The organism is Pseudomonas sp. SCA2728.1_7 (assembly GCF_018138145.1).
GTDB classification, from domain to species: Bacteria; Pseudomonadota; Gammaproteobacteria; order Pseudomonadales; family Pseudomonadaceae; genus Aquipseudomonas; species Aquipseudomonas koreensis_A.
On record NZ_CP073104.1, the window covers coordinates 306253 to 328268 of the forward strand.

Below are 22016 nucleotides of genomic sequence, written 5' to 3' on the forward strand. Positions count from 1 at the left end.
TTAAGTGGACACCATTTCTAGCCTTTTAAGCGGGTCTTTCCATGCAGTCACAACGCCGATTAACTCGCCTTGCGAGATTTGCAGGCTCTCAGACCGACCTCAACGGCAAACCGATTGCCGGTGTCGGTCACAAGGTCAGTTGCCCGTTATGCAAGGGGATTTTCCCGATCGCCGAGGGCAGCAGCACCTACACCGTCGATGGCACGCTCATCGCCCTCGACGGCATGAAAACCGCCTGCGGCGCTGCGTTGATTGCGAGTGGGCCGAAAGGCGCCGTGATCAGCTAGGCATCAAACATTCTGGATTCAATCAATACCCCCGCTGTTAACCTTAAAGGACTAAACATGAAATACACCGCTTTGATCTTCGCCATGACCGCAGCCCTGGGCACCGCCAGTTTCGCCCATGCGGAAGAGATGGATCCTGCAGCGCTGAAAAATGCCTACGACATGGGGCGCAACTCGGCGGGTTTGATCAACCACTGCGTCGACAAGGGATTCTTGAAAGCTGACAGTACTGAGAACGCCAAGAAGATGAGCGACTATATTAAGGGCATGCCTGGGCCAGTGGACAAAAGTGACGGCGACAAAATCGAAGCTCAGGGACGCAAGGGTGAGATGTTTATGAACGGTGAATACCAAAAGCTCGAGGGTAACCTGCCGCCGACGCTCAGTCTCAAGCAGTGGTGCGAACAGGCGGATCAAGGCATGCGTAATGGCTTGAAGCAAGTAGGTTTGTAAGTGAGTCCGACCTTGTGGCCAGGCTCGAAAAACGCTCGCTGATTGCGAGCGTTTTTTATTCCGCTGCAGGTGCTTGATGTCGTTCTATTGGCTCAGCCCCTTGGAATCCGCCAACCCGCCCTCATAACCATCGCTATACCCAACACCCCGAAGAGGAACGACACGCCATGACCACTCAAACCGAAACCGCCATCCTCGCTGGCGGCTGCTTCTGGGGCATGCAGGATCTGCTGCGGCGCTATCCCGGTGTGTTGCAGACTCGCGTCGGTTACACCGGCGGCGATGTGCCGAACGCTACCTATCGCAACCATGGTGACCACGCTGAAGCCATCGAGATCACCTTCGATCCTGCGGTGATCAGCTATCGACAGATCCTCGAGTTTTTCTTCCAGATCCACGACCCGAGCACACCCAACCGTCAGGGCAATGACCTCGGTCGCAGCTATCGCTCGGCGATTTATTACCTCAACGAAGCGCAGCGCGATGTCGCTGAGGACACGGCTGCCGATGTCGACGCCTCAAAATTGTGGCCGGGCCGCGTGGTGACCGAGATCGAACCGGCGGGGCCGTTTTGGGAAGCGGAGCCGGAGCATCAGGATTACCTGGAGCGCATTCCGAATGGCTACACCTGCCATTTCATTCGCCCGAACTGGAAGCTGCCGAAACGCGGGTGAGGGGGCACGCCGCTCATTCAGCGCCACTTCAGTGGTTGCGAGGCTGAATGAGTTTCCGACTTCGCGGGCAAGCCCGCGAAGCGGCGAGTGCCCATAGCGCCGTTTTAACCCTGCGCTTGATCCTTCAAATCATCCAGCGCATCGATGATCGCCTCATCGCTGTCGGCCATTGCATCTCGCATATCTTTAGCGAGGGTGCTCTGGACGGCCATGAATTTTTCGGCCAGATCGCGGCCCTTTTTCGAACTCAGGATGATCGTCATCGCTTGCTCGGGATGCTGGTTGGCGCGAGTCAGCAGGTCAAGCTCATCGCTGTTGAAGTGATTGGCATAGATTTCCACGACCATGCCCTTCAGGTCGTCAGGATCGATGTTCTCTCGCACGACGTTGCGAATTTGCTCGTGTTCGAGCATCGGGTAGCGGGAGGCATAACCGCTGGACGCGGTCTCGACCATGCTGGTGTATTGCTTGGTCATGCCACTGGACTCGACGAACGCCTGCGCCTTGTCCTTGTTACGCCCACAACCCGCCAGCGCCGCTGCGGCCAATACAGCCAGCATAATTTTTTTCATGCCCATGAGCATTTTTCCTTTAATGATCTGTAAGTGCAGAGAGCGCCACAAGTGTCCCTGTCTCTCACTCCAAACACCGTTTCGGGGTAATGCGGATTTCTCCGGACGGGTCGGCACTATTGGCCCTCTCGGCATTGCGCGCAGGCTCTTTACGACCGCTCCATTCGACAGGATAAGGTCCGCTCGGTGCCAGCAGCGCCTGCATTTGGTTCATGAAATCAGTGTCACTTCGGGCGTAGAAGATCCACTCCCGACGGTGTTCTCCAGTGACCGTGCACACCCACTTCGCGAGCCCGTCATCCACCGCGGCCGACAGTAAAAGGGCCTCCATCTCATTCATGCGTACAAGATCACGAGGTCTCGGCAGGAGTTTCCTGGAGGTGTAATTCCAGCGGACTTTCATCTTGAACGGTAGCGCCTGCTGCTCCGTCGCGGAAATTGAGCGAGCAGTCTGGTAACTCATGGGGCTGGGGGTGTCCGGATAGTCGGACTCCTGAAAAGTTTCCTCGCCCGGCTCGGCTAGGCGCATTTGCGGGTAAAGATCTGGGCCATTGCCAAGAATGGCATTGAGTGCAGCAGCGCGTTCGTCATTACGGTCAACCACGCAGTCATCGTAAGCGGCACTGTGGAGTGGGCCTTCATCCAGGCATGGGTCGCGTTCGATCGGTGGCGGGGGATGGGAGCAGCCCGTGTTAAGCAGAGCTGTCGATGCCAGCAGCAAAAACAGCGGCCAAGCGCGATTCAGGGTGTTTCGATTGTCGGGTTTAACGTCATTCACAACATGCCTTCCTTGGGAGGGGCGAGTACTGGTTTGGAGTGGAAGTGATCGAGCAGTGTCGCCATTAATGCCGACTGACCTGCTTGAGCCAGTTCCAGAAGGGGTCGTTCGATTCGCTCACATCCATGCACTCTGTACCGCCGACCAGATCCGCTGCTCGCGCCGGTATGCCCAGCCCGAGCGTTCGCTCGACGTGGCTTCGCAACAGAAGAGGCGGTGGAGGGTAATCGTCTCCGGCGCATTCTTTTTCGCGTACTTCATCCGGGGTCAGTTGAAACTGCTCCGGCCAGCAGAGCTCGTCGTAACCGATAGCCAACAGCCTCAACAAGTCTTCAATCGTGTCGGTCAGGACGCAAAGCATCGTTGACCCTGAACCTGATCCCAGATGGACGAATCGCTGTTGCCCGCTGTCGTCCAGCCACAGCCCGGCCCCGGAGCCGTCCCCACCGGTTCTGAGGAACAGGGTCAGGCGCTGGTTTACGTCAGGGTCATTGCTGTTAGTCCAGCGGGCGGTGTCGGCAGGTACTGGCAGGTAAAAAGCGGTTGTCGCCACATCGCTGTGTGCAGGGTCAGGATGCAGCGTCATATAGCGCGTGCCATCGCGGTGACTGCGCACGCAGCCATGTTCTTCCAACAACTCAAGTGCTTGGCGAAGGCGTGCGGGCATTGGATTGCCCGCAGGGAAAGCGGCCGCCATTTCATCGGTGAAGTTCATTCATTTCCTGACTTGGTGGGCATTGTAGAGGGTTGCGTGCCGGTTCAAACGTCGTCTCGTCGAGAAGCCAAGGTCCCGGTGTACGTTCAATTACGCTTTACCAAACCCCAGAAAAGAACGCAGTTTATTGCCCCACTTGCGCTCATAGAACGGCGTGGTCTCCCTGAGAAAGTAATCACTCAGGCCAGCTTCACCTTGGGACACCCGGCACAAATCAACCGGCTCGCCCTGCGGCGCGGTATCCCCGGCAACATTGCCCGCCTCACGCATGACACGGTCAATATCGCCGTCCGCCTCGATACCCACGATCAAGTGCGGTTTTTCATCGACCGAGGTGTCATGCATCAATGCCAGAAACGCGCGCTTCACATTGGAATGTTTGGCTAGCAATTGCGCGAGCGAGTGGATCATTTGGGATGGGTATTCGGTGGGCTGACCGAGCAACACGTTGGTTTCTTTCTCGACCGTGCGTTGCGTGGCGGTCTGGCCAACGGCATCGGCGAGCAAATTGTGCACCTCTTGCGGGAAAAACTCTTTGCCGTACGGCGACTTCGGATTCAGACAGAGCAGGGCACCCAGTGTGATTTCGAACAACGATCGGGCGGGTATTTCGAGGTAGGACTGCTCGCTGTCGATGGACTGTTGCAGTGTTTGCAGTGACGAAAAAAACGGGATGACCGGTGTGCCGTCCGGTTTTTGCCAATGGGCGATGCTGATGTTGCTGCCGGCTTCGAGATTGACGTGGCCGTCTGCCTCACCGGCGGTGCCGAGAATGTAAACGTTTGAATTCAACAGGGTGTTGAAAAACTCGGGACGATGTGCCGGTTCGTCGGCGGCCAGTTTGAGGCTTTTTTCCAGCAGGTTTTCTGGTTGGGTATCCATGGTGTTCATCCCTGACTCGGTCTAAAACAGAGCAAAGCGTCGATCAGTTACATCGACGCTGGTTCGACTGACGCCTTCGCGGGCAAGCCCGCTCCCACAGGTTTCCGGGGCGCTCACAAAATCGCGGTACAGCGCAGATCATTGTGAAAGCTGGCTTGCCAGCGATGGCGGTGGGTCAGTCAACTTCCTCGGCACAGCCTATCCGCCATCGCCAGCAGGGGGAAGACGTCAGAGCAAACTCCACGACACCCCGACATAAACCCCCATCCCTTCACCCGGCGTAGACCGCGCGGCATCCAGGCCTTTGTCGTCATACCCCGGCGTGACCGTGGCGGCATAGTGCTTGTTGGTCAAATTACGCATATCCACCCACGTCTGCCAGTCACCCTTCGGTGCGTTGTAACCCAGCGTCGCGCCGAACAGCGCGTAAGGGTCGGCGTAGTAACTGTTGGCGTAATCCACCGCAACTTTGGACACCAGTTGCGTATTCACCGCCGCAAAGAAGCCCTGAGGCCAGTCGTAACGCAACTCGCCCTGGTAGTAATGCATCGGCAACCCCGGCAAGCGGTTGTCACCAAAACGATCGTCATCGCGATAGTGGAAATCACTGAAGGTATACGCCTGACGCAAACTCAACTGACGGCCATCATCAGCCGACCAGAGTTTGCTGTTGAGGCTGGCTTCAACGCCTTGGTGCACCGTGGGGCTGGCGTTGAGTTCGTACGGGGTGACGGCGTTGGCATCCGGCAACACCGAGAGCAGTTCATGCCGCACTTGCGCGTAGTACCACGCCAGACTCCATTCGCCGACGGCGCTGTCACCACGACCGCCCAGCTCCAGCGTGGTCGCGGTCTGGTTCTGCAATTCGATCGGGTCTTTCTGCGTACCGGTCGCAGCGCCATTGCCGGCGGGGAAGCGCACGTTGGAGCTGTAGATCAGCGACCACGGATGCGGCGCCTCAACCGAGCGGCTGAGGTTGCCGAACACTTGCAGATCCGGGGTGATCTGGTAGCGCAGGCCGAGGCGCGGCGCGTAATCCCAGTCGTTCATGCTGGTTTTGCCGCCGCTTTGCGGGTAGGTCACAGCACTTTCGCGGCGGGTGTAGATGGCGGCGAGGCCGGTGGTTAGCCAGAGGTCGTCGGCGATTTCCAGATCGTTGCCAAAGTGCAGAACGGTGTCCGAACCCTGATAGGTGAAGTTGCGCATGCGCGTGCCGGGCACGTAGCTGGCGGTGTTGGGCGCGGTGGGAATACGCACAAACTCGCTGGCGCCGTCGTTGGGCAGGTGTTTGGTGACGCGCAGGCCGACGTTGCTGCGGCTTTCCATGCCGAAAATCGTGTCGCGGCGTTTGTAGTCGAAGGTGCCGCTGACGTCGGTGTAGGCGACTTTCAAGCGGTTCGGGCCTTCGCGCAGGTCCATCGGGTAGTCGTGGTAGACGAGGCCGGTCTGGATGCTCGAGTCGTCGTCGATATAGAACGTGGTCTTGTTGCCGATGAAAGTACTGCCCGGTTGCTTGCGGCTGTCATCGCGTGCCACATAGGACGGATTGGCCGCGCGAGGCGAGTGCTCGATGGAGTGCTTGGTCACGCGGCCGGCGAGGTCGTTGTCGGTCTCGCGGTAGCGGATATAGAAGCGCGTTTCCAGGTTTGGGTTGAAGCGATAGCCGAAGTTGGCGATCACGCCTTTGCTTTCGCTGGCGGTGTGATCCTGATATCCGTCGGCGTTGGAATCGGTGAGCGACACGTAGTAATCGAAGTCGCCGAGCACTTGCCCGGAACTGACCTGACGCTGCTGATAGCCGTGGCTGCCGGTGGCGTAGCGCACTTGCAGTTTCGGCGCGTTGTAGCCGGTGTGGCTGACGTAATCGATGGCGCCACCCAGCGCCAGCGAACCGCGATCAAAGCCGTTGGCGCCGCGCAGTACTTCAACGTGATCGACCCACAGCGGTTCAAGCAATTCATACGGCGTGCCGCCCGGGCCGGTCAGCGGCAGACCATCGAGCATCGTGTACAGACCCGACGCATGGGCGCCCGGCGCGCGGTTGATGCCCGAGCCACGGACCGAGATTTTCACGCCTTCGTTGCCCGCCGATTGCGCATAAACCCCAGGTTGATACGCCAGCACATCCTGATTGCTTGCCACGCGGCCCTGCAATGGCTGGCGCATGTCGACCACGCTGGTGCCGCCGGGGACCTGAACGAGGCGGGCCTTGGCTTCCTCAACAGAGACATCACTGCCGTTGCGATCCTCGGCCGAAATCAGCACTTGCCCCAGTTCCAGGCCTTGAGTCTCGGCCATCGCCGGGCAGGCTAGAGCCAGGCCGAGCAGGGCGGTGGGCAGGGATTTGGACGCGGGCATCGAAAAAACTCCAGGCAGACAAGGGCAGGGCATTGAACAGTGCGACGCAAGAAAGAACGAACGAAACACATGGCAATTTTGCTTTTTGCCCGGTCATGGCAAACGGCACGTCATGAACTAACCTCACGTGTCTGGTGTATCCCGTCAATCAACACTCTGTTTCTGCATTTATTGGAGAGAGGCCAAGGTCATGGCAAAAGGCAAAAAGAAGGCCGCCACGGCGCCTGAAAGTCTGAAACTGAAAAACAAGGATTACCTCGAGCATTTGCGCAAATTGCACGTCGAACTGGTCAAGTTGCAGGAATGGGTAATTGCCAAGGGCGTCAAGGTCTGCATCGTCTTCGAAGGCCGCGATGGCGCCGGCAAGGGCGGGACCATCAAGGCGCTGACCGAACGCGTCAGCCCGCGTGTCTTTCGCGTTGTGGCGTTGCCGGCGCCGACCGATCGCGAGAAAAGCCAGATGCACGTGCAACGTTATCTGCCTTATCTACCGGCGGCAGGCGAAGTGGTGATCTTCGATCGCAGTTGGTACAACCGCGCCGGTGTTGAGCGGGTGATGGGCTTCTGCACCGACGAGCAGGCCGACAAATTCCTCAAATCGATTCCGTGGGTCGAGCACGCCATTGTCCAGTCCGGGGTGATCCTGCTCAAGTACTGGCTGGAAGTCAGCCCCGAAGAGCAGACCCGCCGGCTTGAGGCGCGAATCAACGACGGGCGCAAGACCTGGAAACTGACACCCATGGACTTGAAGTCCTACAGCCGCTGGTACGACTACTCACGGGCACGGGACGAAATGTTCAAACACTCTGACACCGAACACGCGCCGTGGCTGGTCGCCGACTCCAACGACAAGCGCCGCGCACGGCTGAACATCATCACCGATGTGCTCAGTCGCATTCCGTATGAGGATGTGAAGCGCGACAAGGTCGAGTTGCCCAAACGGCAGAAGCCGGGCAAGTACCGCGATCCGGATTATCCGTATAAACGCGTAGCGACAAAGTTCTGACAGCTGGCCCGCACAAATCCCTGTAGGAGTGAGCCTGCTCGCGATAGCGGTGTGTCAGCCAACACATCCGTCACAGACAATCCGCTATCGCGAGCAGGCTCACTCCCACAGTATTCGGTGATCATCCGTCATGGCGGATCAGCACAAACCCTGTGGGAGCTTGCCTGCAAGCGATGGCGGTGGGTCAGCCAATATTTTCGGTGCAGACAATCCGCTATCGCGAGCAGGCTCGCTCCCACAGGGTTTGGTGGCGTTTCCTGCATTGCTGATCAGTACTACCCCTTAGAAGTGAGCAGTCCATCCGTCGACTGCGCTGAACCATCGCGATCTCGTTTCTTTCTACCCGTGGAGTCCTTCACGAGATCATCCCCGATGTTCGATCGGCGCAAACAAGAAAAACTGGCGGCATGGCGAAAACTGGCGACGCAAGCGCAGATGCGTCTGGACCCGGAACAGCAGTACGACGAACTGCTCAAGGCCGCCGATGAAATGGAGGAGCAGGGGCTGATCACCAGCGCCGAGTGGCGGCAGTTAGTGCGCGATGCGGGCAATGTGTTTACCGCTGATTTGGGTCGTACAAACGGCTAAGTCCTTCAGGTCACGCGACCTTTCTTTGCCTTCAGCTGTGCGCCCCTGGAATCGTGCAGCAATTGCGCAAACGCGACTTTGTCGATCGGCCGACTCATGAAGTAACCCTGCACCTCATTGCATTGATCAACGCCGAGAATATCCAGTTGCTCTTCGGTCTCGACGCCTTCGGCCGTCACGGTCAGGCCCATGGCTTTGCCCAGGCCAATGATCGCCTGCACCACCGCGCGATCATTGGTGCCGCTGCTGATCGAGGCGATGAAGCGCTTGTCGATCTTGATCCCGTCGAACGGGTAGGCGCGCAAGTAACCGAGCGATGAGTAGCCGGTGCCGAAGTCGTCCATGTTCAGGCGCACGCCGAGTTCTTTCAGGGCGTTCATGGTGGTCAGGGCGCCGTCGGTGTCGTTGAGCATCACGTTTTCGGTGATCTCCAGCTCCAGGCGACTGGCCGGAAAACGGGTATGCACCAGCACCTCGCGAACATCCTCGACCACATCGCTGACGGCGAACTGCGCGGGCGACAGATTGACCGACAGCAGAATGTCCTCCGGCCAGCCCAGCGCGGTTTCGCAGGCCTCGCGCAACACCCAGCGGCCGAGCGGGACAATCAGATCGGTCTGCTCTGCCAACGGGATGAACAAGTCCGGACCAAGCAATCCCTTGGTGGGATGCTGCCAGCGCACCAACGCTTCGACCGAAACGATGTGCTTGCCATCGATCTTGTAGCGCGGCTGATAGTGCAGGATGAATTCGTTGTGCGTGAGCGCGTGACGCAAGTCATCTTCCATTTGCCGGCGCGTCTGGATCTGATCGCTCATGTGCGCTTCGAAATAACACCAGGTGTTTTTGCCTTCGGATTTGGCTTGATAGAGGGCTATGTCGGCGTAACGGATCAGGTCGCTGGGCACATAGCCGTGGTGGCGACTGAGCGAGATGCCGATGCTGGCGCCGATGTGCAGCGGATGGTGTTCGAAGACCACCGGTTGATGCAGGCTGCCGATCAGGCGGGTGCAGAACTTGTCGATTTCGTGCGGACTGTCCATACCGTTAAGCACCACGATGAACTCGTCGCCGCCCAGACGCGCGACGATGTCGTGTTCGCGGGTGCACTCACGCAGGCGCACGGCGACTTCCTGCAGCACGGCGTCACCGGCCGGGTGGCCGAGGGAATCGTTGATCGGTTTGAAGTTATCGAGGTCGATCATCAGCAGTGACAGTGGCGGCGCGTGCTCTTTGAGCAGCAGCGCTTCATCCAGATAACGCGCGAGTTTGTTGCGATTGGGCAGGCCGGTCAGGGCGTCGTGCATCGACAGGTGCTGGATCTGCGCATGGGCGGCGACTTCGTCGGTGATGTCGCTGGCGGTACCGCGATAGCCAATGACTGTGTGCTGCTGATAAATCGGCCGGGCCGACAGTCGACAGTGGCGTTGCTGGCCGGCGTGGTCACGGTAGGTGCAGCGTAAATCGCTGGCGCTGTTCTCCTCGGTGAGGTTTCTCAGCCACAGTTCCAGCGGCGTGGTATCGCAACTCAACAGGTGGCCGATGTCTTGCCCCAGCCACAGGGTTTGCGGGTAACCGGTCACTTCGCTGAAGCGCGCCGACAGGTAGGTCAGCGCGAGGGCGCGATCGACCTCCCAGATCCAGTCGGACGCGGCTTCGGCCACGGCGCGAAAGCGTTCTTCACTGGCTTCCAGCTCGCGGTTGGCGTTTTCCAGCGCCTGATTGGAGGTTTGCATGACAGCAAAACTCTGGTCGACGTACTGCGATGAACGCAAGGCGTGACGGAAGAAGTACGCGGTCAGCAGCATCAGCACCACAATCGTCGCGCCGAGTGGCGGCAGCAATGACCACAATAAATGTTGCCCGGGTCGCTCCAGATCAGCGACCAGGCTGTAACCGGTGCTGTCCAGCGGCACCCGAGGGCGCTGCGGGTCGATCGTCTCGTCCGGCGCCAGGGTCAGGTTGTTCAAGCCGTAACCGCTGCCAATCAGACGCAACTTGGTCGGCGTGAGTTTGTCGACGAACACCAGCACCGATGAGGTCTGCGGATCGCCAAGGGGCCGCTCATCGTTGGGAATAATCGCCGCCGCCGACACCAGCGCCGGCCAGCCTTCGAACAGTGAGTAGCGGCTGACCGGTTTGGTCAGATCACCTTGGCCCAACACTTGATCGAGTAACTCCGTGGCGCTCACCTGAACGAACGCGGACAGCTCGGCATCGACCATTTGCCCGCGCACCACCGCGTAACGGGTGCCTTCGCGGTTGAGCACGAACACGCCGTCATAGCCGTCACTGGTGAACAGGGTTTTGCCGAGGTTCTGCTCGGTGTAGGCCCAATCGGTGTCGACCTGACCGCTCAAATGCTCGTAGGCGGTGGTCCAGTAGGCGTAGCTGGTGATGTAGTTTTTCGAGGCAGTGATGCGGTTTTCCAGCGCGCGAGCCGAGTAAAAGCGGGTTTTGTTGATCTCGTCGTTGTCGAGGCGTTCGGCAATGCCGAGCAAGGCCACGGTCGCCGCAATCACGCCGCTGACAAACAGCGCTCCGACCGCGAAGGCCAGGCGGCGAGTGACGGCGCTCTGGCGCGGTGGAAGCGGGGCTGCATAGCTGGAAAGGTCCATGTGCTCGTCCTTGATCCGCTGTCTTCTGAATCTAGAACCACGGCGTGGGCGCAATGTTCAGATTGTTCTCGGCGACTGCTCTGAAAGCGTAGTGAACACCGCGTGATTTGTCTTCCCAAGTGCAGGACGCCGATCAGCGGCCAATCCCGAAAGGGCAAGACTTCCCGCGCAAAAACCGGATAATGGCCGCCATTCGTTTAGCCGTATTCTGGTAATCCCGCATGGAAATCAAGGTCAACTTTCTCGACAACCTTCGACTTGAAGCCAAGTTCGACGACTTCACGGTGATCGCCGATCAGCCCATCCGCTACAAGGGCGATGGCTCGGCACCGGGGCCGTTCGACTACTTTCTGGCATCGTCGGCGTTGTGTGCGGCGTACTTTGTGAAGTTGTACTGCGACACGCGCAACATCCCCACGGAAAACATTCGTCTGTCGCAGAACAACATCGTCGACCCGGAAAACCGCTACAACCAGATCTTCAAGATCCAGGTCGAGTTGCCGGCGGACATCTCCGAGAAAGATCGTTTGGGCATCCTGCGTTCCATCGATCGCTGCACGGTGAAGAAGGTTGTGCAGACCGGTCCGGAATTCATCATCGAAGAAGTCGAGAACCTCGACGCCGATGCCCAGGCGCTGTTGATGCCGGTGGCCGGCTCGGACGCAGGCACCTTCATCGCCGGCAAGGACCTGCCGCTGGAGCAGACCATCGCCAACATGTCGGGGATTTTGGCCGACCTGGGCATGAAGATCGAAATCGCCTCGTGGCGCAACATCGTGCCCAACGTCTGGTCGCTGCACATCCGCGATGCCCATTCGCCAATGTGCTTCACCAACGGCAAGGGCGCGACCAAAGAGGGCGCACTGGCCTCCGCGCTGGGCGAGTTCATCGAGCGCCTGAACTGCAACTTCTTCTACAACGACCAGTTCTGGGGCGAAGAGATCGCCAACGCTGAATTCGTCCATTATCCGGACGAACAATGGTTCAAACCGGGGCCGAAAGACGAGTTGCCGAGTGAGATCCTCGACGAATACACCCTGAAGATTTACAACCGTGACGGCGAGTTGCGTGGCTCGAACCTGTTCGACACTAACTCCGGCAACACCCAGCGTGGCATCTGCTCGCTGCCGTTTGTGCGCCAGTCTGACAATGAAGTGGTGTACTTCCCGTCCAACCTGATCGAAAACCTTTACCTCAGCAACGGCATGAGCGCTGGCAACACCCTCGCCGAAGCGCAGGTGCAGTGCCTGTCGGAGATCTTCGAGCGCGCGGTCAAGCGCGAAATCCTCGAAGGCGAAATGGCCCTGCCGGACGTGCCGCAAGAAGTGTTGGAGAAGTACCCGAGCATCCTCGCCGGCATCAAGGGTCTGGAAGAGCAGGGCTTCCCGGTGCTGGTCAAGGATGCGTCGCTGGGCGGTGAATTCCCGGTGATGTGCGTGACCCTGATGAACCCGCGCACGGGCGGCGTGTTCGCCTCGTTCGGCGCGCACCCGAGCCTGGAAGTGGCGCTGGAACGCAGCCTCACCGAGCTGTTGCAGGGCCGCAGTTTCGAAGGCCTCAACGATCTGCCGCAGCCGACCTTCTCCGGTCAGGCGGTCACCGAGCCGAACAACTTCGTCGAGCACTTCATCGACTCCAGCGGTGTGGTGTCGTGGCGTTTCTTCAGTGCCAAAGCGGACTTCGAATTCGTCGAGTGGGACTTCTCCGGCCAGGGCGAAAACTCCAACGCCGAAGAGGCCGCGACGCTGTTCGGCATCCTCGAAGACATGGGCAAGGAAGTCTACATGGCGGTCTACGAGCACATCGGTGCCAAGGCCTGCCGGATTCTGGTGCCGGATTACTCGGAGATCTACCCGGTCGAAGACCTGATCTGGGACAACACCAACAAAGCCCTGCAGTTCCGCGCCGACATCCTCAACCTGCACAACCTGAGCAAAGTCGGCCTGCGCAACCTCGCCCAAGGCCTGGAAAACAGCGAGCAGGACGATTACACCGAGATCACCACGCTGATCGGCGTCGAGTTCGACGACAACACGCCGTGGGGCAAGCTGACCATTCTCGAACTGCGCCTGCTGATCTGTCTCGCGCTGCAGAAGTACGAGCAGGCCAAGGATCTGGTCGAAGCGTTCCTGCAGTACAACGACAACACCGTTGAGCGCGGCTTGTTCTATCAAGCGGTGAACGTGGTGTTGGAGATGGAACTGGATGAAGACCTGCTGCTGGAAGACTACGAAGCCAACTTCCGCCGGATGTTTGGCGACGAGCGGATGGATGCGGCGATTGGTTCGGTGAATGGCAGCGTGCGGTTTTATGGTTTGACGCCGACGAGCATGAAGCTGGAAGGGCTGGATCGGCATTTGCGTTTGATCGAGAGCTATAAAAAGCTGCATACGGCGCGGGCGAATGTGAAGCAGGTTTAAGCCGGTTTCACATCGAGTTCGGCGGTGGATTCACCCCTCACCCCAGCCCTCTCCCCAAGGAGAGGGAGCTAATTTGTGGGCTTTTCAAAATCCTAGTTCGACTCGATATCTCAGGTCGGCGTATTTCGAACAGACGCCTCGGCCAGTCTCCTTTCCCCAAGGAGAGGGCTGAGGTGAGGATTTTGCAAAACCCGAGTTCGGCTCGATATCTCAGGTCGGCGTATTTCAAACAGACGCCTAGGTCAGTCCCCTCTCCCTCTGGGAGAGGGCTAGGGTGAGGGGCTTTGGCTTTTACGCCCATGCGCCGCATCCGCCAATTGCCCGGTATCGACCCGCACAAACACCGAATCACCCACCGCCGTCAGTACATCCCCCGCATACACCTCGCAAATCACCCGGGTCTTGCGCCCAACCTCACCCTCGACGGTCGCCCGCAAAACCAGCGGTACGCCCATCGGTGTCGGTTTGATGAACTTGATGCCGAGGTTGCCAGTAACGCAGTCAATGCGCGGCAGGCTGCCTGGTTCGCGGTTCTCCGCGCGGTAGTGGTAAGCCATCGCTGTCCAGTTGGAATGGCAGTCGACCAGCATCGCGATCAAGCCGCCGTAGACCAGGTCCGGCCAGCCGCAGTATTTGGCCTCCGGCAGGTGTTCGGCAATGACGTGCACGCCGTCTTCATGCCAATGGCTTTTGACGTGCAGGCCGTGCGGGTTGCGGCCGCCGCAGCCGTAACAGACGCCTTCGGGCGCGGCGAGGTCTTGCAGAGGAGTATCGAGGCTGGACATGGTTTTTATTATCCTGGCGTGGTGAGTCCGGTCAGGCGCAGGCGATTGCGCCCGCCGCGTTTCGATTCGTAGAGTGCCGCGTCGCCTTGCTCGATCAGTGTCGTCAGGTTGGCGGGCGGGTTGTCGAACAGGCTGGCGCCGATGCTCAGGGTCACGGCCGCGGTGGTGGGGAATGTCTGTGAAGTGGTGCTGAGAAACTGCTCGCGCAAGGCGTTGCCCAGTTCCATGACGCGCTCACTCGATGCGCTGTTTAACAGAATGACAAACTCGTCACCGCCCAGGCGCGCCGTCAGCGCATTGCGCGGCAGTAACGAGCGGATCATCTCGCTCAGGGCGATCAACAAACGATCCCCAGCGGTGTGGCCGTGCTGGTCGTTGACCAGTTTGAAATTGTCGATATCGATCAGCAGCAAGGCGCCGGGATGCTCTGGCGAAACCTGTTCGAGCAGGCGCGGCGCGCGCTTTTCGAGGGCGCGGCGGTTGTACAGGGCGGTCAGCGGATCGCGTTCGGCGAGGCGGGCGATCTGTTTTTCCCGGCGATAACGTTCGGTGCCGGTCATCGACAAAGCGATCAACATGATTGCCATCGCGCCCTCGACCAGGGAAATCTGGATGATCTCGCCACGAAACGCCGCCAGATCGATCAGCGTGCCGGGGATCACCACGGTCAGGGCTTTGGCTACATAGAAGATCCCATGGCCGAGCAAAACGTAACGCAACTGCACCGCGCCGACGCTCAACGACTTGCCGTGGGGGCGAAGCAGTGAGCTGGCCTTGAGCGTCGCCAGCGCCACCAGCAGCGAATTGGCTGCGAGCATGACCTTGGACCACAGCGGCCCGTCCGGCAACAGCAGCATGACCAGCCAAGTGACAAAGATCAGATACCAGGCCGGCGACAGCCGTATCTGGGTAAAACGTGCCACACCGAGCAGGAACAGGAAGTGCGCGGTCACCAGCAAGCCGTTGGCGAACCAGATGCCGATCAGCAAAAAGCCGCTGCTGCGCAGCAGGGCCAGGGTGGAACCGACGGTGATGGTGGCAAAACCGGCGCTCCACAACAGTAGCGAAGGCTCACGAATGCTGCGCCATTCGATCGCCAGATACAGCGCGGCAGCGGCTGCGAGGGCGATGGAAAGGGTCAACATCGTCGGTGGGTCGAGCGGCATTTCTTGATGAGCCTGTCTGATTGGCAGTGAGACCGGCGATTGTAAGCGTTCGGGCGGTTTTTTCGCAGAGGCCTTATTGCCGCGCAGACCATTGGCAGCGGGGAGGGCGCGGTCGTTAGTCGCCCCCCTGACCACGGTGCCGATCGGTCATTGCTGTGGCGCGAGCCAGGTGTCGACGACTCGACGATCCAGCTCTTCCCAGTACGCCATGCCCAGCACGCGGGTGGTGTTGAGCCCGCGCAGGTAACCGCGCAACTGATTGGCAGTGTCGGTGATGATCTGCGGGTCGGTGATGCCTTTGTCCAGCAATACGCTTTCGTACTGAACCAGATACTCGGCCACACGCTCGCGGAAATCGGGCAGAACGGCGTCACGGATCAGGTCAAACGTTCTCAAGGCGAACTCCTCATTTCATGTTTTTCTAGTTGTGGTTGAGTGTGTATCAGTCTGCACGTCGCGCAACTATTGCTAGAAGTAATAGTGACCATCAAGAAACGCAAGTTCTGCTTTGTCGGTAAACGGCGGAAAATCGCCTTCATCGAACACGCACTCAAGGAATTTGCGCGATGAACACCCTGACCCGACTGGCTTTGGTCGCCCTGCTGACAGGCGGCGCACTGTTCACAGCTCCGACTTACGCAGCCGACGCCGAATCGTGTCACTTCCAGACCCTCACAGGCAGCAGCGCCACCCTTCAGCATTCACAGACGGTCGGCGTGCTGCTCAGCGAGAACACTCTGGACAACCTGCAATACCTTGAGCGTTACCACGACATGGCGGTCAACGGCGCGAAAGATGCGCTCGACTCGCGGATTCGTGAAGCCTTTGTCAGCAGTTCCGATCCGGAGCTGGCCATCGACTGGCTGGTGAGTTCGCTGCAACAACAGTTCTTGTCGGTGACCGTTTACGACAACCTGGATGCGCTGGTGCAGGCTCATCCGGACGTGGTGGTGAAGCTCGACACGTTCAATCGGCTGCTGACCCAGCGTAACAGTCTGGTCGAGGCGCGGTTCACCGCACGCTTCTACGACGCCGACCTGCAATACATCGGCAAGGCTGAAGGCGCCGTCGAGAAACAGTTGCCTTCGGTGTGGGTGCATAACCAGGCCGCACCGGTCATCGCTGCGCAGATCGACAAGCAGCGTGACTTGCAACTCAACGCCTTGAAGCAATTCGATGTGTCGCTCAAGGCGTTGGTGGCGTCGAGCTGAACACTTAAAACATAAATGGCAACGGCGGCTCCGTGAGGCTGAACCGTTGCCGGTTGAATCGAACCTTTATTTTCAGGATGACACCGATGCGTCTTTTCTTTGTGCCTGCTCTGGCCGTTGCCTCTTTGTTGCTCGCTGGTTGTGCTTCGGCGCCGAATAACCCGAGCCTGACCTTGCAGACCAGCAAGACGCCTGCGCAGTACGCGGACTGTGTTGTGCCGAAGTTGCAGGGCAGTGCGCTGAACCCGACGGTTTCGCAGACTCAGCGCAGTTATCGGATTGTGGTGCCGAGCAAGGTTTCGGCTGACAACGTGCTGGAGGCTTACAAGGCTGGCGCTGGCGGCAAGGTGTTTATCTACGAGCGGCATTTGTTGGCTTCGAATCTTTTGCCTTCGAGTTTTGAGCGGGCTGCGCAGGATTGCATCTGATTTTGGCTTTTGTACGGATTTGACTGAGCTCCTTTGGTTGGCCGCAACCAACCAATTTTTTGCCCCGCGCCCTTATTTGGTTGCGGGGCTTTTTTTTGGCTTGGCGGCCTTTGGGCCGACCAGGCTCTTGGGGTTTTGGGTGAATATCCGTTGTTTTTGGGGTTGCGGCTGGCGGTTTCGCTCTTACAGCGAGTCCCTTTGGCAAACGCCCCAAAGGAACCAAAGGTCTGGGCCCCCGCGTTCGGCCCTCGCCGTGGCTCGGGTTCCTTCGTTACGGGATCTATCCGGGGGCATCGCCTACGGTTTGCTTCGCTGCACCTCCTCTCGATGCATTTGGCTCCGCCAAACGGTCGCTGCGCTCCCACCCCCGGATAAATCCCTCCACTCAGCCTGCCGAAGGGGCCAGCACGGCAAGATCAAGAGCTGCAGTCGAGCTAACGCTCATCCTGTTGAGTGGTGAGTAGCGGGCGGGGGGGGCGGCTTTTGATTTGTTTCAGAATTTGAGTGCGGCTCGGTATTCCACGTCGGTGTATCTCTTGCCATCACCTCGGTCAGTTCCCTCTCCCTCCGGGAGAGGGCTAGGGTGAGGGGCTTTTGATCTGCCGCGGTATTGAGTTCAACTCGGTATTTCATCTCGCTGTATTTCTCGCAATCACCTCGGTCAGCTCCCTCTCCCTGCGTGAAAAGGCCAGGGTGAGGGGCTTTTGATCTGGTTCAGTATCGAATTCAACTCGGTATTTCATCTCGCTGTATTTCTCGCAATCACCTCGATCAGTTCCCTCTCCCTCTGGGAGAGGGTTAGGGTGAGGGGCTTTTGATCTGGGCTATGCGGGCGGTTGCTGTAACATGCAGCAACTTCAATCTTGCGAGCAGCGAAAATGGATTCTCACTCGATATTGACCTTCACACTGGTCGCCGCAATTGCCATCGCCAGCCCGGGGCCGGCGACGTTGATGGCGATCAATAACAGTCTCGCGCATGGGCAGCGCAGTACGATCTGGTCGTCGCTGGGCAATGCCAGTGGTTTGTTCTGTCTGTCGGCGGCGGCGATGTTGGGGTTGGGGGCGTTGTTGGCCAGTTCCGAAATTCTGTTCAATGCGGTGAAGATCATCGGGGCCGGGTATTTGTTCTATCTCGGGGTCAAGCAGCTGTTCAAAAAGGGGCCGATGCTGCCGGAGGGTGTCGAGGGAGCGGCGAGTACGGTGCGACCGACCCGCGGTAAGCTGTACAAATCGGCCTTTTTGACGGCGGTGACCAATCCCAAGGCGACGATGTTTTTTACCGCGCTGTTTCCGCAGTTCATTGACCAGGGCGCCGCGCTGTTGCCGCAGTTTCTGATCCTGACTTCGATTTTCATGGCGTTGTCGGTATCGTCACTGAGCGTTTATGCGGCGCTGGCGTCCCGGGCCAAGGGTGTGTTGACTCGTCCGGCCTTGTCCCGTTGGGTCAGTCGTGTGGTCGGTTCGACCTTTATCGGTTTTGGTGCAGCGATTCTGACGATGCGTCGGCAGGCGGCTTAAACCCATTTGAACCGGGCCGGGAATCTCGCCACAAAGCAGGTTCCCGCCTCGGCAGTTGAGGTCACGCTCAAGGTGCCGTTGTGCGCTGTCGCTATCTGCGATGCGATGTAAAGTCCCAAGCCCAAACCTTCGCAACGCTGCCCGGCTTCGGCTCGGGAAAACGGTTCGAACAGCAGTGGCATCAATTGCGCTGAAATCGGCGTGCCCTGATTGGTCAGGGAAATCACGATCTCGTCATTTTCTGCATAGGCTTTGAGAACGATCGGCGCGCTGTTCGAGCCATGGGTCGCGGCGTTGCCCAGCAGATTGGAGAGCAATTGACTGATGCGCAGCGCATCGCAATAGATGCCTGCCGGCACATCCAGCTCATGGATAAACACCGCTTGGGGATGGGAGGCTTGTACCTCGGCAAGGGTCAATTGCAGGGTGTGCTGCAAGTCATCAACCAACTTGCGCTGCACCGGAATCCCGCCGCCCAGTCGTCCTCGGGCAAAGTCGAGGATATTTTCGATCAACACACCCATGCGCACCGAGCTGGTGCGAATCGCCGAAATCAGATTGAGTGAGCGCTTTTCTTCGGTTTTGCTTTCCAGCAGGTCAGCGCTCATGCGAATGGCGCTCAGCGGTGTGCGCAAGTCGTGACCCAGGACGGCGATGAATTGCTCGCGCAGGCGCCCGAGTTCATTGGCGTTGTTCAGCTCGATTTGGGTCGCTTCCAGATGGCGTTGCGTGTCCAGGTTCATGGCGATCAATTGAGCGAACAAGGTCAGTGTTTTGGTAATGGCCGGTTCATCGATATTGGCCGGGACCGAATCGATGGCGCACAGCGTGCCGAAGAAATCGCCATTGGCTTTGACGATGGGAATGGAGATATAGCTTTCAAGGCCATAGGTTTTCGGCGTGTGGTGAAGCGAAAAGACCGGGTGCGCACTGGCATGCCCGAAAATCACCGGCTGCTGATGCTGGCGGATTTCGTGGCAGATGGTCGACTCAAGCACCAGTTCGCCACCGGGTTTGAGCCCGAAATCAATGGAGTCATCGACGGCGCACGCCACCCAGTTGCTCTCAGTAACCCGCGCCACCGCCGCGAAACGCATGCCGGTGAGGTGTTTGACCATGCTCAGGATGACCGGCACCGCGTCAATGCTGCGGATCGCGTCGATGTCGGGGGTAAATGCCGGATTGGTCATGGTGTGATGCTTCGTGAAGAGTTCGCTCAGAGACTATCTGTTATTGCCGAACATGACTAATGCGCAAGCCACAAAGAACAAGGGCGCCACGGATTTCCCGGGCGCCCTTTTTTATCGCAGGTTCGAACGTCAACGATTCAGAACTTGTATTTGGCGGTCAGCATGTAACTGCGCGGGTTGCCGTAGTTGTCGTTGGAACCCCAGGTAACATCGGAGCCGATGGCGGAGTAATAGACGCGGTCAAAGATATTGTTCGCGTTGACTTGCAGATCCAGGTGTTTGTTGACTTCGTACCCGGCCATCAGATCGGTGACGGCATAGCCGCCCTGTTCTAGACGGTAGCTACCGTTATTGGCCAGGGTGATGTCGTTGTACATGCGGCTCTGCCAGTAGACGTTGCCACCTACACGCAGGTGTTGCAGCGGGCCCTGGAAGCGGTACACGGTGGAGACCTTGAACAGATGCTCAGGCGTGTCGGTGTCGAAACGCTGATTGTTGTTGGCCGGGTTTTCATCCTTGATGTAGTGCGCGCGGGTGTAGGTATAGCCGGCGCCGACTTGCCAGTTGTCGGTCAGGGCGCCTTGCAGTTCCATGTCGACGCCTTGGCTACGCACCTTGCCCGATGACCCGTAGCAGGTCAGGACCGGGCAGCCGAACTGAGTGTCGGCCTGGGTGGCGCGGCCGGTCTGGTCCATCTGGAACACTGCCAGACTGGCGTTGAGGGCGCCGTTGAAGTACTCGCCCTTGATGCCCACCTCGTAGTTTTCGCCGACGATCGGTTCGAGCACCTTGCCGCCGAGGTCTTTCTGGGTTTGCGGGGTGAAGATGTCGGTATAGCTGGCGTACACCGAGTGGTGGTCGTCGAGTTTGTAGATCAGACCGGCATAGCGGGTGAGATTACGGGTGACCTTGTAGTCGCCATCGCCGGAGCGATCATCGTTGTCATACCAGTCGAGACGGCCGCCGAGAATCAGTGTCAGTGGATCGGCCAGGCTCAGGCGGGTGGTCAGGTAAACGGCGTCCTGAGTGGTGACGGTGCGGGTTTTGCCGTCACGCACGAAGTCTGGTTTTGGCGCGCCAATCGGCCAGGCCGTGGTGTACGGGTCGTATTCCTTGGTGGTCGCGTCATATACGCGGTTGCTGGCGCCGACGACCAGTTCGTGGCTGCGGCCAAACGCTTCGAACGGGCCACTGGCGAACACGTCGAGCGAGCGCTGCTTGTCGGTGTGATGGGATTGATAGGCGGTGGTTTCCAGCGGGCCGGCGTAGCGCGACAGGTAAGTCCCGGAGAACTCGCCGTCAAGGGTCGAGGACGAACCGGCGACATGCAGTTTCCAGTCGTTGTCGAAACGATGCTCGACTTCACCGAACACGGTGTCGATTTGCAGCTTGCGGTTTTCCCAGTCGGTGCCCGGGTAGGTGGAGCGGGGCAGATCGAGGTGGTGGCCGTTGGTGCCGATCGGCAGGCCGCCCCAGAAATAGTTGGTTTGCTCATTCTGCCGCGAGAAACCCAGGGTCGCGGTGGTGCTGTCGCTCAGGTCGGCTTCACCGATGGCGTAGAACAAGCCATGGTCGTTTTCTTCCTTGTCGCGGAAGCTGTCAGCCCCTTGATAGGAGCTGACCACGCGGCCACGCAAGGTGCCGCTTTCGTTCAAGGGGCTGGAGGCGTCGATTTCGCCACGGTAGTCATCCCAACTGCCGGCGGCACCGGTGAGGGTCACGCGTTGATCGGCAGTCGGGCGTTTGCGCACCAGGTTGATCGCCGCCGAAGGGTTGCCGGCACCGGTGACCAGACCGGTCGCACCACGGACGATTTCGACGCGGTCGAACATCGCCAGGTTCGGTTGCACTGCCATCGAGAACGGCGAGTACGAACTCGGCAGGCCGTCGTACATGATGGTGTCGATGTCGAAACCGCGCGAGCTGTACGTCTGCCGACCCGGGCCGCTGGCCTGACTGAGGAACAACCCCGGCGTGCCTTTCACCACGTCGTTGATGCTGGTCATGTTCTGGTCGTCCATGCGCTGACGGGTGATCACCGTTACTGCCTGAGGCGTTTCGCGCATGGTCAGCGACAGCTTGGTTGCCGTGCGCATCGGGCCAGTGGTGTAGGACTGGGTGTCTTCGGTGGTGCTGCTCATCTGCGTGGCGCCGATTTCTGTCGCATCCAGTTCCAGTGTGGCCGGCGCGGTTTTTTCAGGCGTGGCGGGCGTTGTCTCGTCGGCCAGTGCCGGTGTAATGCTGGCCATGCAGATGGCGAGCGCCAACAGGCTAGGTGAACGGTTTGAGCGGCGGTGAATGGTGCGAAACGACATCAATCTGCTTCCCCAAATGATACGAAAACGAATCCAGTGCGAGTGCGTGT

The 22016-nt window shown here is 59.0% G+C and carries 20 protein-coding genes; 9 read left to right on the forward strand and 11 right to left on the reverse strand.

Going from position 1 to position 22016, the window contains the following annotated elements; all coding sequences use genetic code 11:
* Positions 1–41 precede the first annotated feature (41 nt).
* From KBP52_RS01245 to msrA, 3 genes are all read left to right on the forward strand, one after another.
* The gene (locus KBP52_RS01245; protein WP_212621813.1) at positions 42–287 is read left to right on the forward strand and encodes a PAAR domain-containing protein; all 246 of its coding nucleotides are present in this window, start codon (positions 42–44) and stop codon (positions 285–287) included.
* A gap of 57 nt (positions 288–344) precedes the next feature.
* Positions 345–740 carry a hypothetical protein gene (locus KBP52_RS01250; protein ID WP_212621814.1) on the forward strand — a complete coding sequence of 132 codons (396 nt, stop codon included), beginning with the start codon at positions 345–347 and terminating at the stop codon, positions 738–740.
* Between the two features lie 167 nt (positions 741–907).
* Positions 908–1414, forward strand: a complete 507-nt coding sequence (msrA, locus tag KBP52_RS01255; RefSeq protein ID WP_077572606.1) for a peptide-methionine (S)-S-oxide reductase MsrA — start codon at positions 908–910, stop codon at positions 1412–1414.
* 104 nt (positions 1415–1518) lie between these two features.
* Here the strand turns inward: msrA and KBP52_RS01260 are convergent, their stop codons facing one another.
* The 5 genes from KBP52_RS01260 to KBP52_RS01280 all read right to left on the reverse strand — a co-directional run bounded on the left by KBP52_RS01260 (position 1519) and on the right by KBP52_RS01280 (position 6719).
* Positions 1519–1986, reverse strand: a complete 468-nt coding sequence (locus KBP52_RS01260) for a hypothetical protein (RefSeq protein WP_249122232.1) — start codon at positions 1984–1986, stop codon at positions 1519–1521.
* Positions 1987–2050: 64 nt separating this feature from the next.
* Complete coding sequence (locus KBP52_RS01265; protein WP_249122233.1) at positions 2051–2764, reverse strand: DUF695 domain-containing protein; 714 nt, start codon at positions 2762–2764, stop codon at positions 2051–2053.
* A gap of 64 nt (positions 2765–2828) precedes the next feature.
* Positions 2829–3479: a hypothetical protein gene (locus KBP52_RS01270; RefSeq protein ID WP_077572608.1), complete on the reverse strand. Its 651-nt coding sequence runs from the start codon at positions 3477–3479 to the stop codon at positions 2829–2831.
* A 90-nt stretch (positions 3480–3569) separates the two neighbouring features.
* Complete coding sequence (gene sseB / locus KBP52_RS01275) at positions 3570–4361, reverse strand: enhanced serine sensitivity protein SseB (protein WP_249122234.1); 792 nt, start codon at positions 4359–4361, stop codon at positions 3570–3572.
* A 228-nt stretch (positions 4362–4589) separates the two neighbouring features.
* Positions 4590–6719 carry a TonB-dependent receptor gene (locus KBP52_RS01280; protein ID WP_212621816.1) on the reverse strand — a complete coding sequence of 710 codons (2130 nt, stop codon included), beginning with the start codon at positions 6717–6719 and terminating at the stop codon, positions 4590–4592.
* A 190-nt stretch (positions 6720–6909) separates the two neighbouring features.
* On the opposite strand from KBP52_RS01280, the gene ppk2 reads away from it, so the two are divergent.
* Together ppk2 and KBP52_RS01290 are read left to right on the forward strand one after the other, a co-directional pair.
* The gene (gene ppk2 / locus KBP52_RS01285) at positions 6910–7725 is read left to right on the forward strand and encodes a polyphosphate kinase 2 (RefSeq protein WP_077572611.1); all 816 of its coding nucleotides are present in this window, start codon (positions 6910–6912) and stop codon (positions 7723–7725) included.
* A 372-nt stretch (positions 7726–8097) separates the two neighbouring features.
* Complete coding sequence (locus KBP52_RS01290; protein WP_212621817.1) at positions 8098–8313, forward strand: hypothetical protein; 216 nt, start codon at positions 8098–8100, stop codon at positions 8311–8313.
* Positions 8314–8318: 5 nt separating this feature from the next.
* Here KBP52_RS01290 and KBP52_RS01295 read toward each other — a convergent pair whose 3' ends face one another.
* The gene (locus tag KBP52_RS01295) at positions 8319–10931 is read right to left on the reverse strand and encodes an EAL domain-containing protein (RefSeq protein WP_212621818.1); all 2613 of its coding nucleotides are present in this window, start codon (positions 10929–10931) and stop codon (positions 8319–8321) included.
* 221 nt (positions 10932–11152) lie between these two features.
* Between KBP52_RS01295 and KBP52_RS01300 the strand changes: the two genes are divergently transcribed.
* Positions 11153–13351, forward strand: a complete 2199-nt coding sequence (locus tag KBP52_RS01300; RefSeq protein ID WP_212621819.1) for an OsmC domain/YcaO domain-containing protein — start codon at positions 11153–11155, stop codon at positions 13349–13351.
* Positions 13352–13620: 269 nt separating this feature from the next.
* Here KBP52_RS01300 and KBP52_RS01305 read toward each other — a convergent pair whose 3' ends face one another.
* From KBP52_RS01305 to KBP52_RS01315, 3 genes are all read right to left on the reverse strand, one after another.
* A complete protein-coding gene (locus KBP52_RS01305) occupies positions 13621–14136 on the reverse strand; it encodes a PaaI family thioesterase (RefSeq protein ID WP_212621820.1) in 516 nt (171 codons plus the stop codon).
* A gap of 8 nt (positions 14137–14144) precedes the next feature.
* The gene (locus tag KBP52_RS01310) at positions 14145–15302 is read right to left on the reverse strand and encodes a GGDEF domain-containing protein (RefSeq protein WP_077572616.1); all 1158 of its coding nucleotides are present in this window, start codon (positions 15300–15302) and stop codon (positions 14145–14147) included.
* Positions 15303–15449: 147 nt separating this feature from the next.
* On the reverse strand, positions 15450–15698 hold the full coding sequence (locus tag KBP52_RS01315) for a hypothetical protein (protein WP_077572617.1): 249 nt from the start codon (positions 15696–15698) through the stop codon (positions 15450–15452).
* A gap of 170 nt (positions 15699–15868) precedes the next feature.
* Between KBP52_RS01315 and KBP52_RS01320 the strand changes: the two genes are divergently transcribed.
* From KBP52_RS01320 to KBP52_RS01330, 3 genes are all read left to right on the forward strand, one after another.
* Positions 15869–16513, forward strand: coding sequence for an ATPase (locus tag KBP52_RS01320; RefSeq protein WP_212621821.1), 645 nt, complete (start codon positions 15869–15871; stop codon positions 16511–16513).
* Between the two features lie 86 nt (positions 16514–16599).
* Complete coding sequence (locus KBP52_RS01325) at positions 16600–16941, forward strand: hypothetical protein (protein WP_077572619.1); 342 nt, start codon at positions 16600–16602, stop codon at positions 16939–16941.
* Between the two features lie 878 nt (positions 16942–17819).
* Positions 17820–18461: a LysE family translocator gene (locus KBP52_RS01330; protein ID WP_116032596.1), complete on the forward strand. Its 642-nt coding sequence runs from the start codon at positions 17820–17822 to the stop codon at positions 18459–18461.
* Here KBP52_RS01330 and KBP52_RS01335 read toward each other — a convergent pair.
* Both KBP52_RS01335 and KBP52_RS01340 read right to left on the reverse strand, forming a co-directional pair.
* Positions 18458–19651 carry a GAF domain-containing sensor histidine kinase gene (locus tag KBP52_RS01335; protein ID WP_116032593.1) on the reverse strand — a complete coding sequence of 398 codons (1194 nt, stop codon included), beginning with the start codon at positions 19649–19651 and terminating at the stop codon, positions 18458–18460. The genes KBP52_RS01330 and KBP52_RS01335 overlap by 4 nt on opposite strands.
* A gap of 137 nt (positions 19652–19788) precedes the next feature.
* Positions 19789–21966, reverse strand: a complete 2178-nt coding sequence (locus KBP52_RS01340) for a TonB-dependent siderophore receptor (RefSeq protein WP_212621822.1) — start codon at positions 21964–21966, stop codon at positions 19789–19791.
* Between the last annotated feature and the right edge of the window lie 50 nt (positions 21967–22016).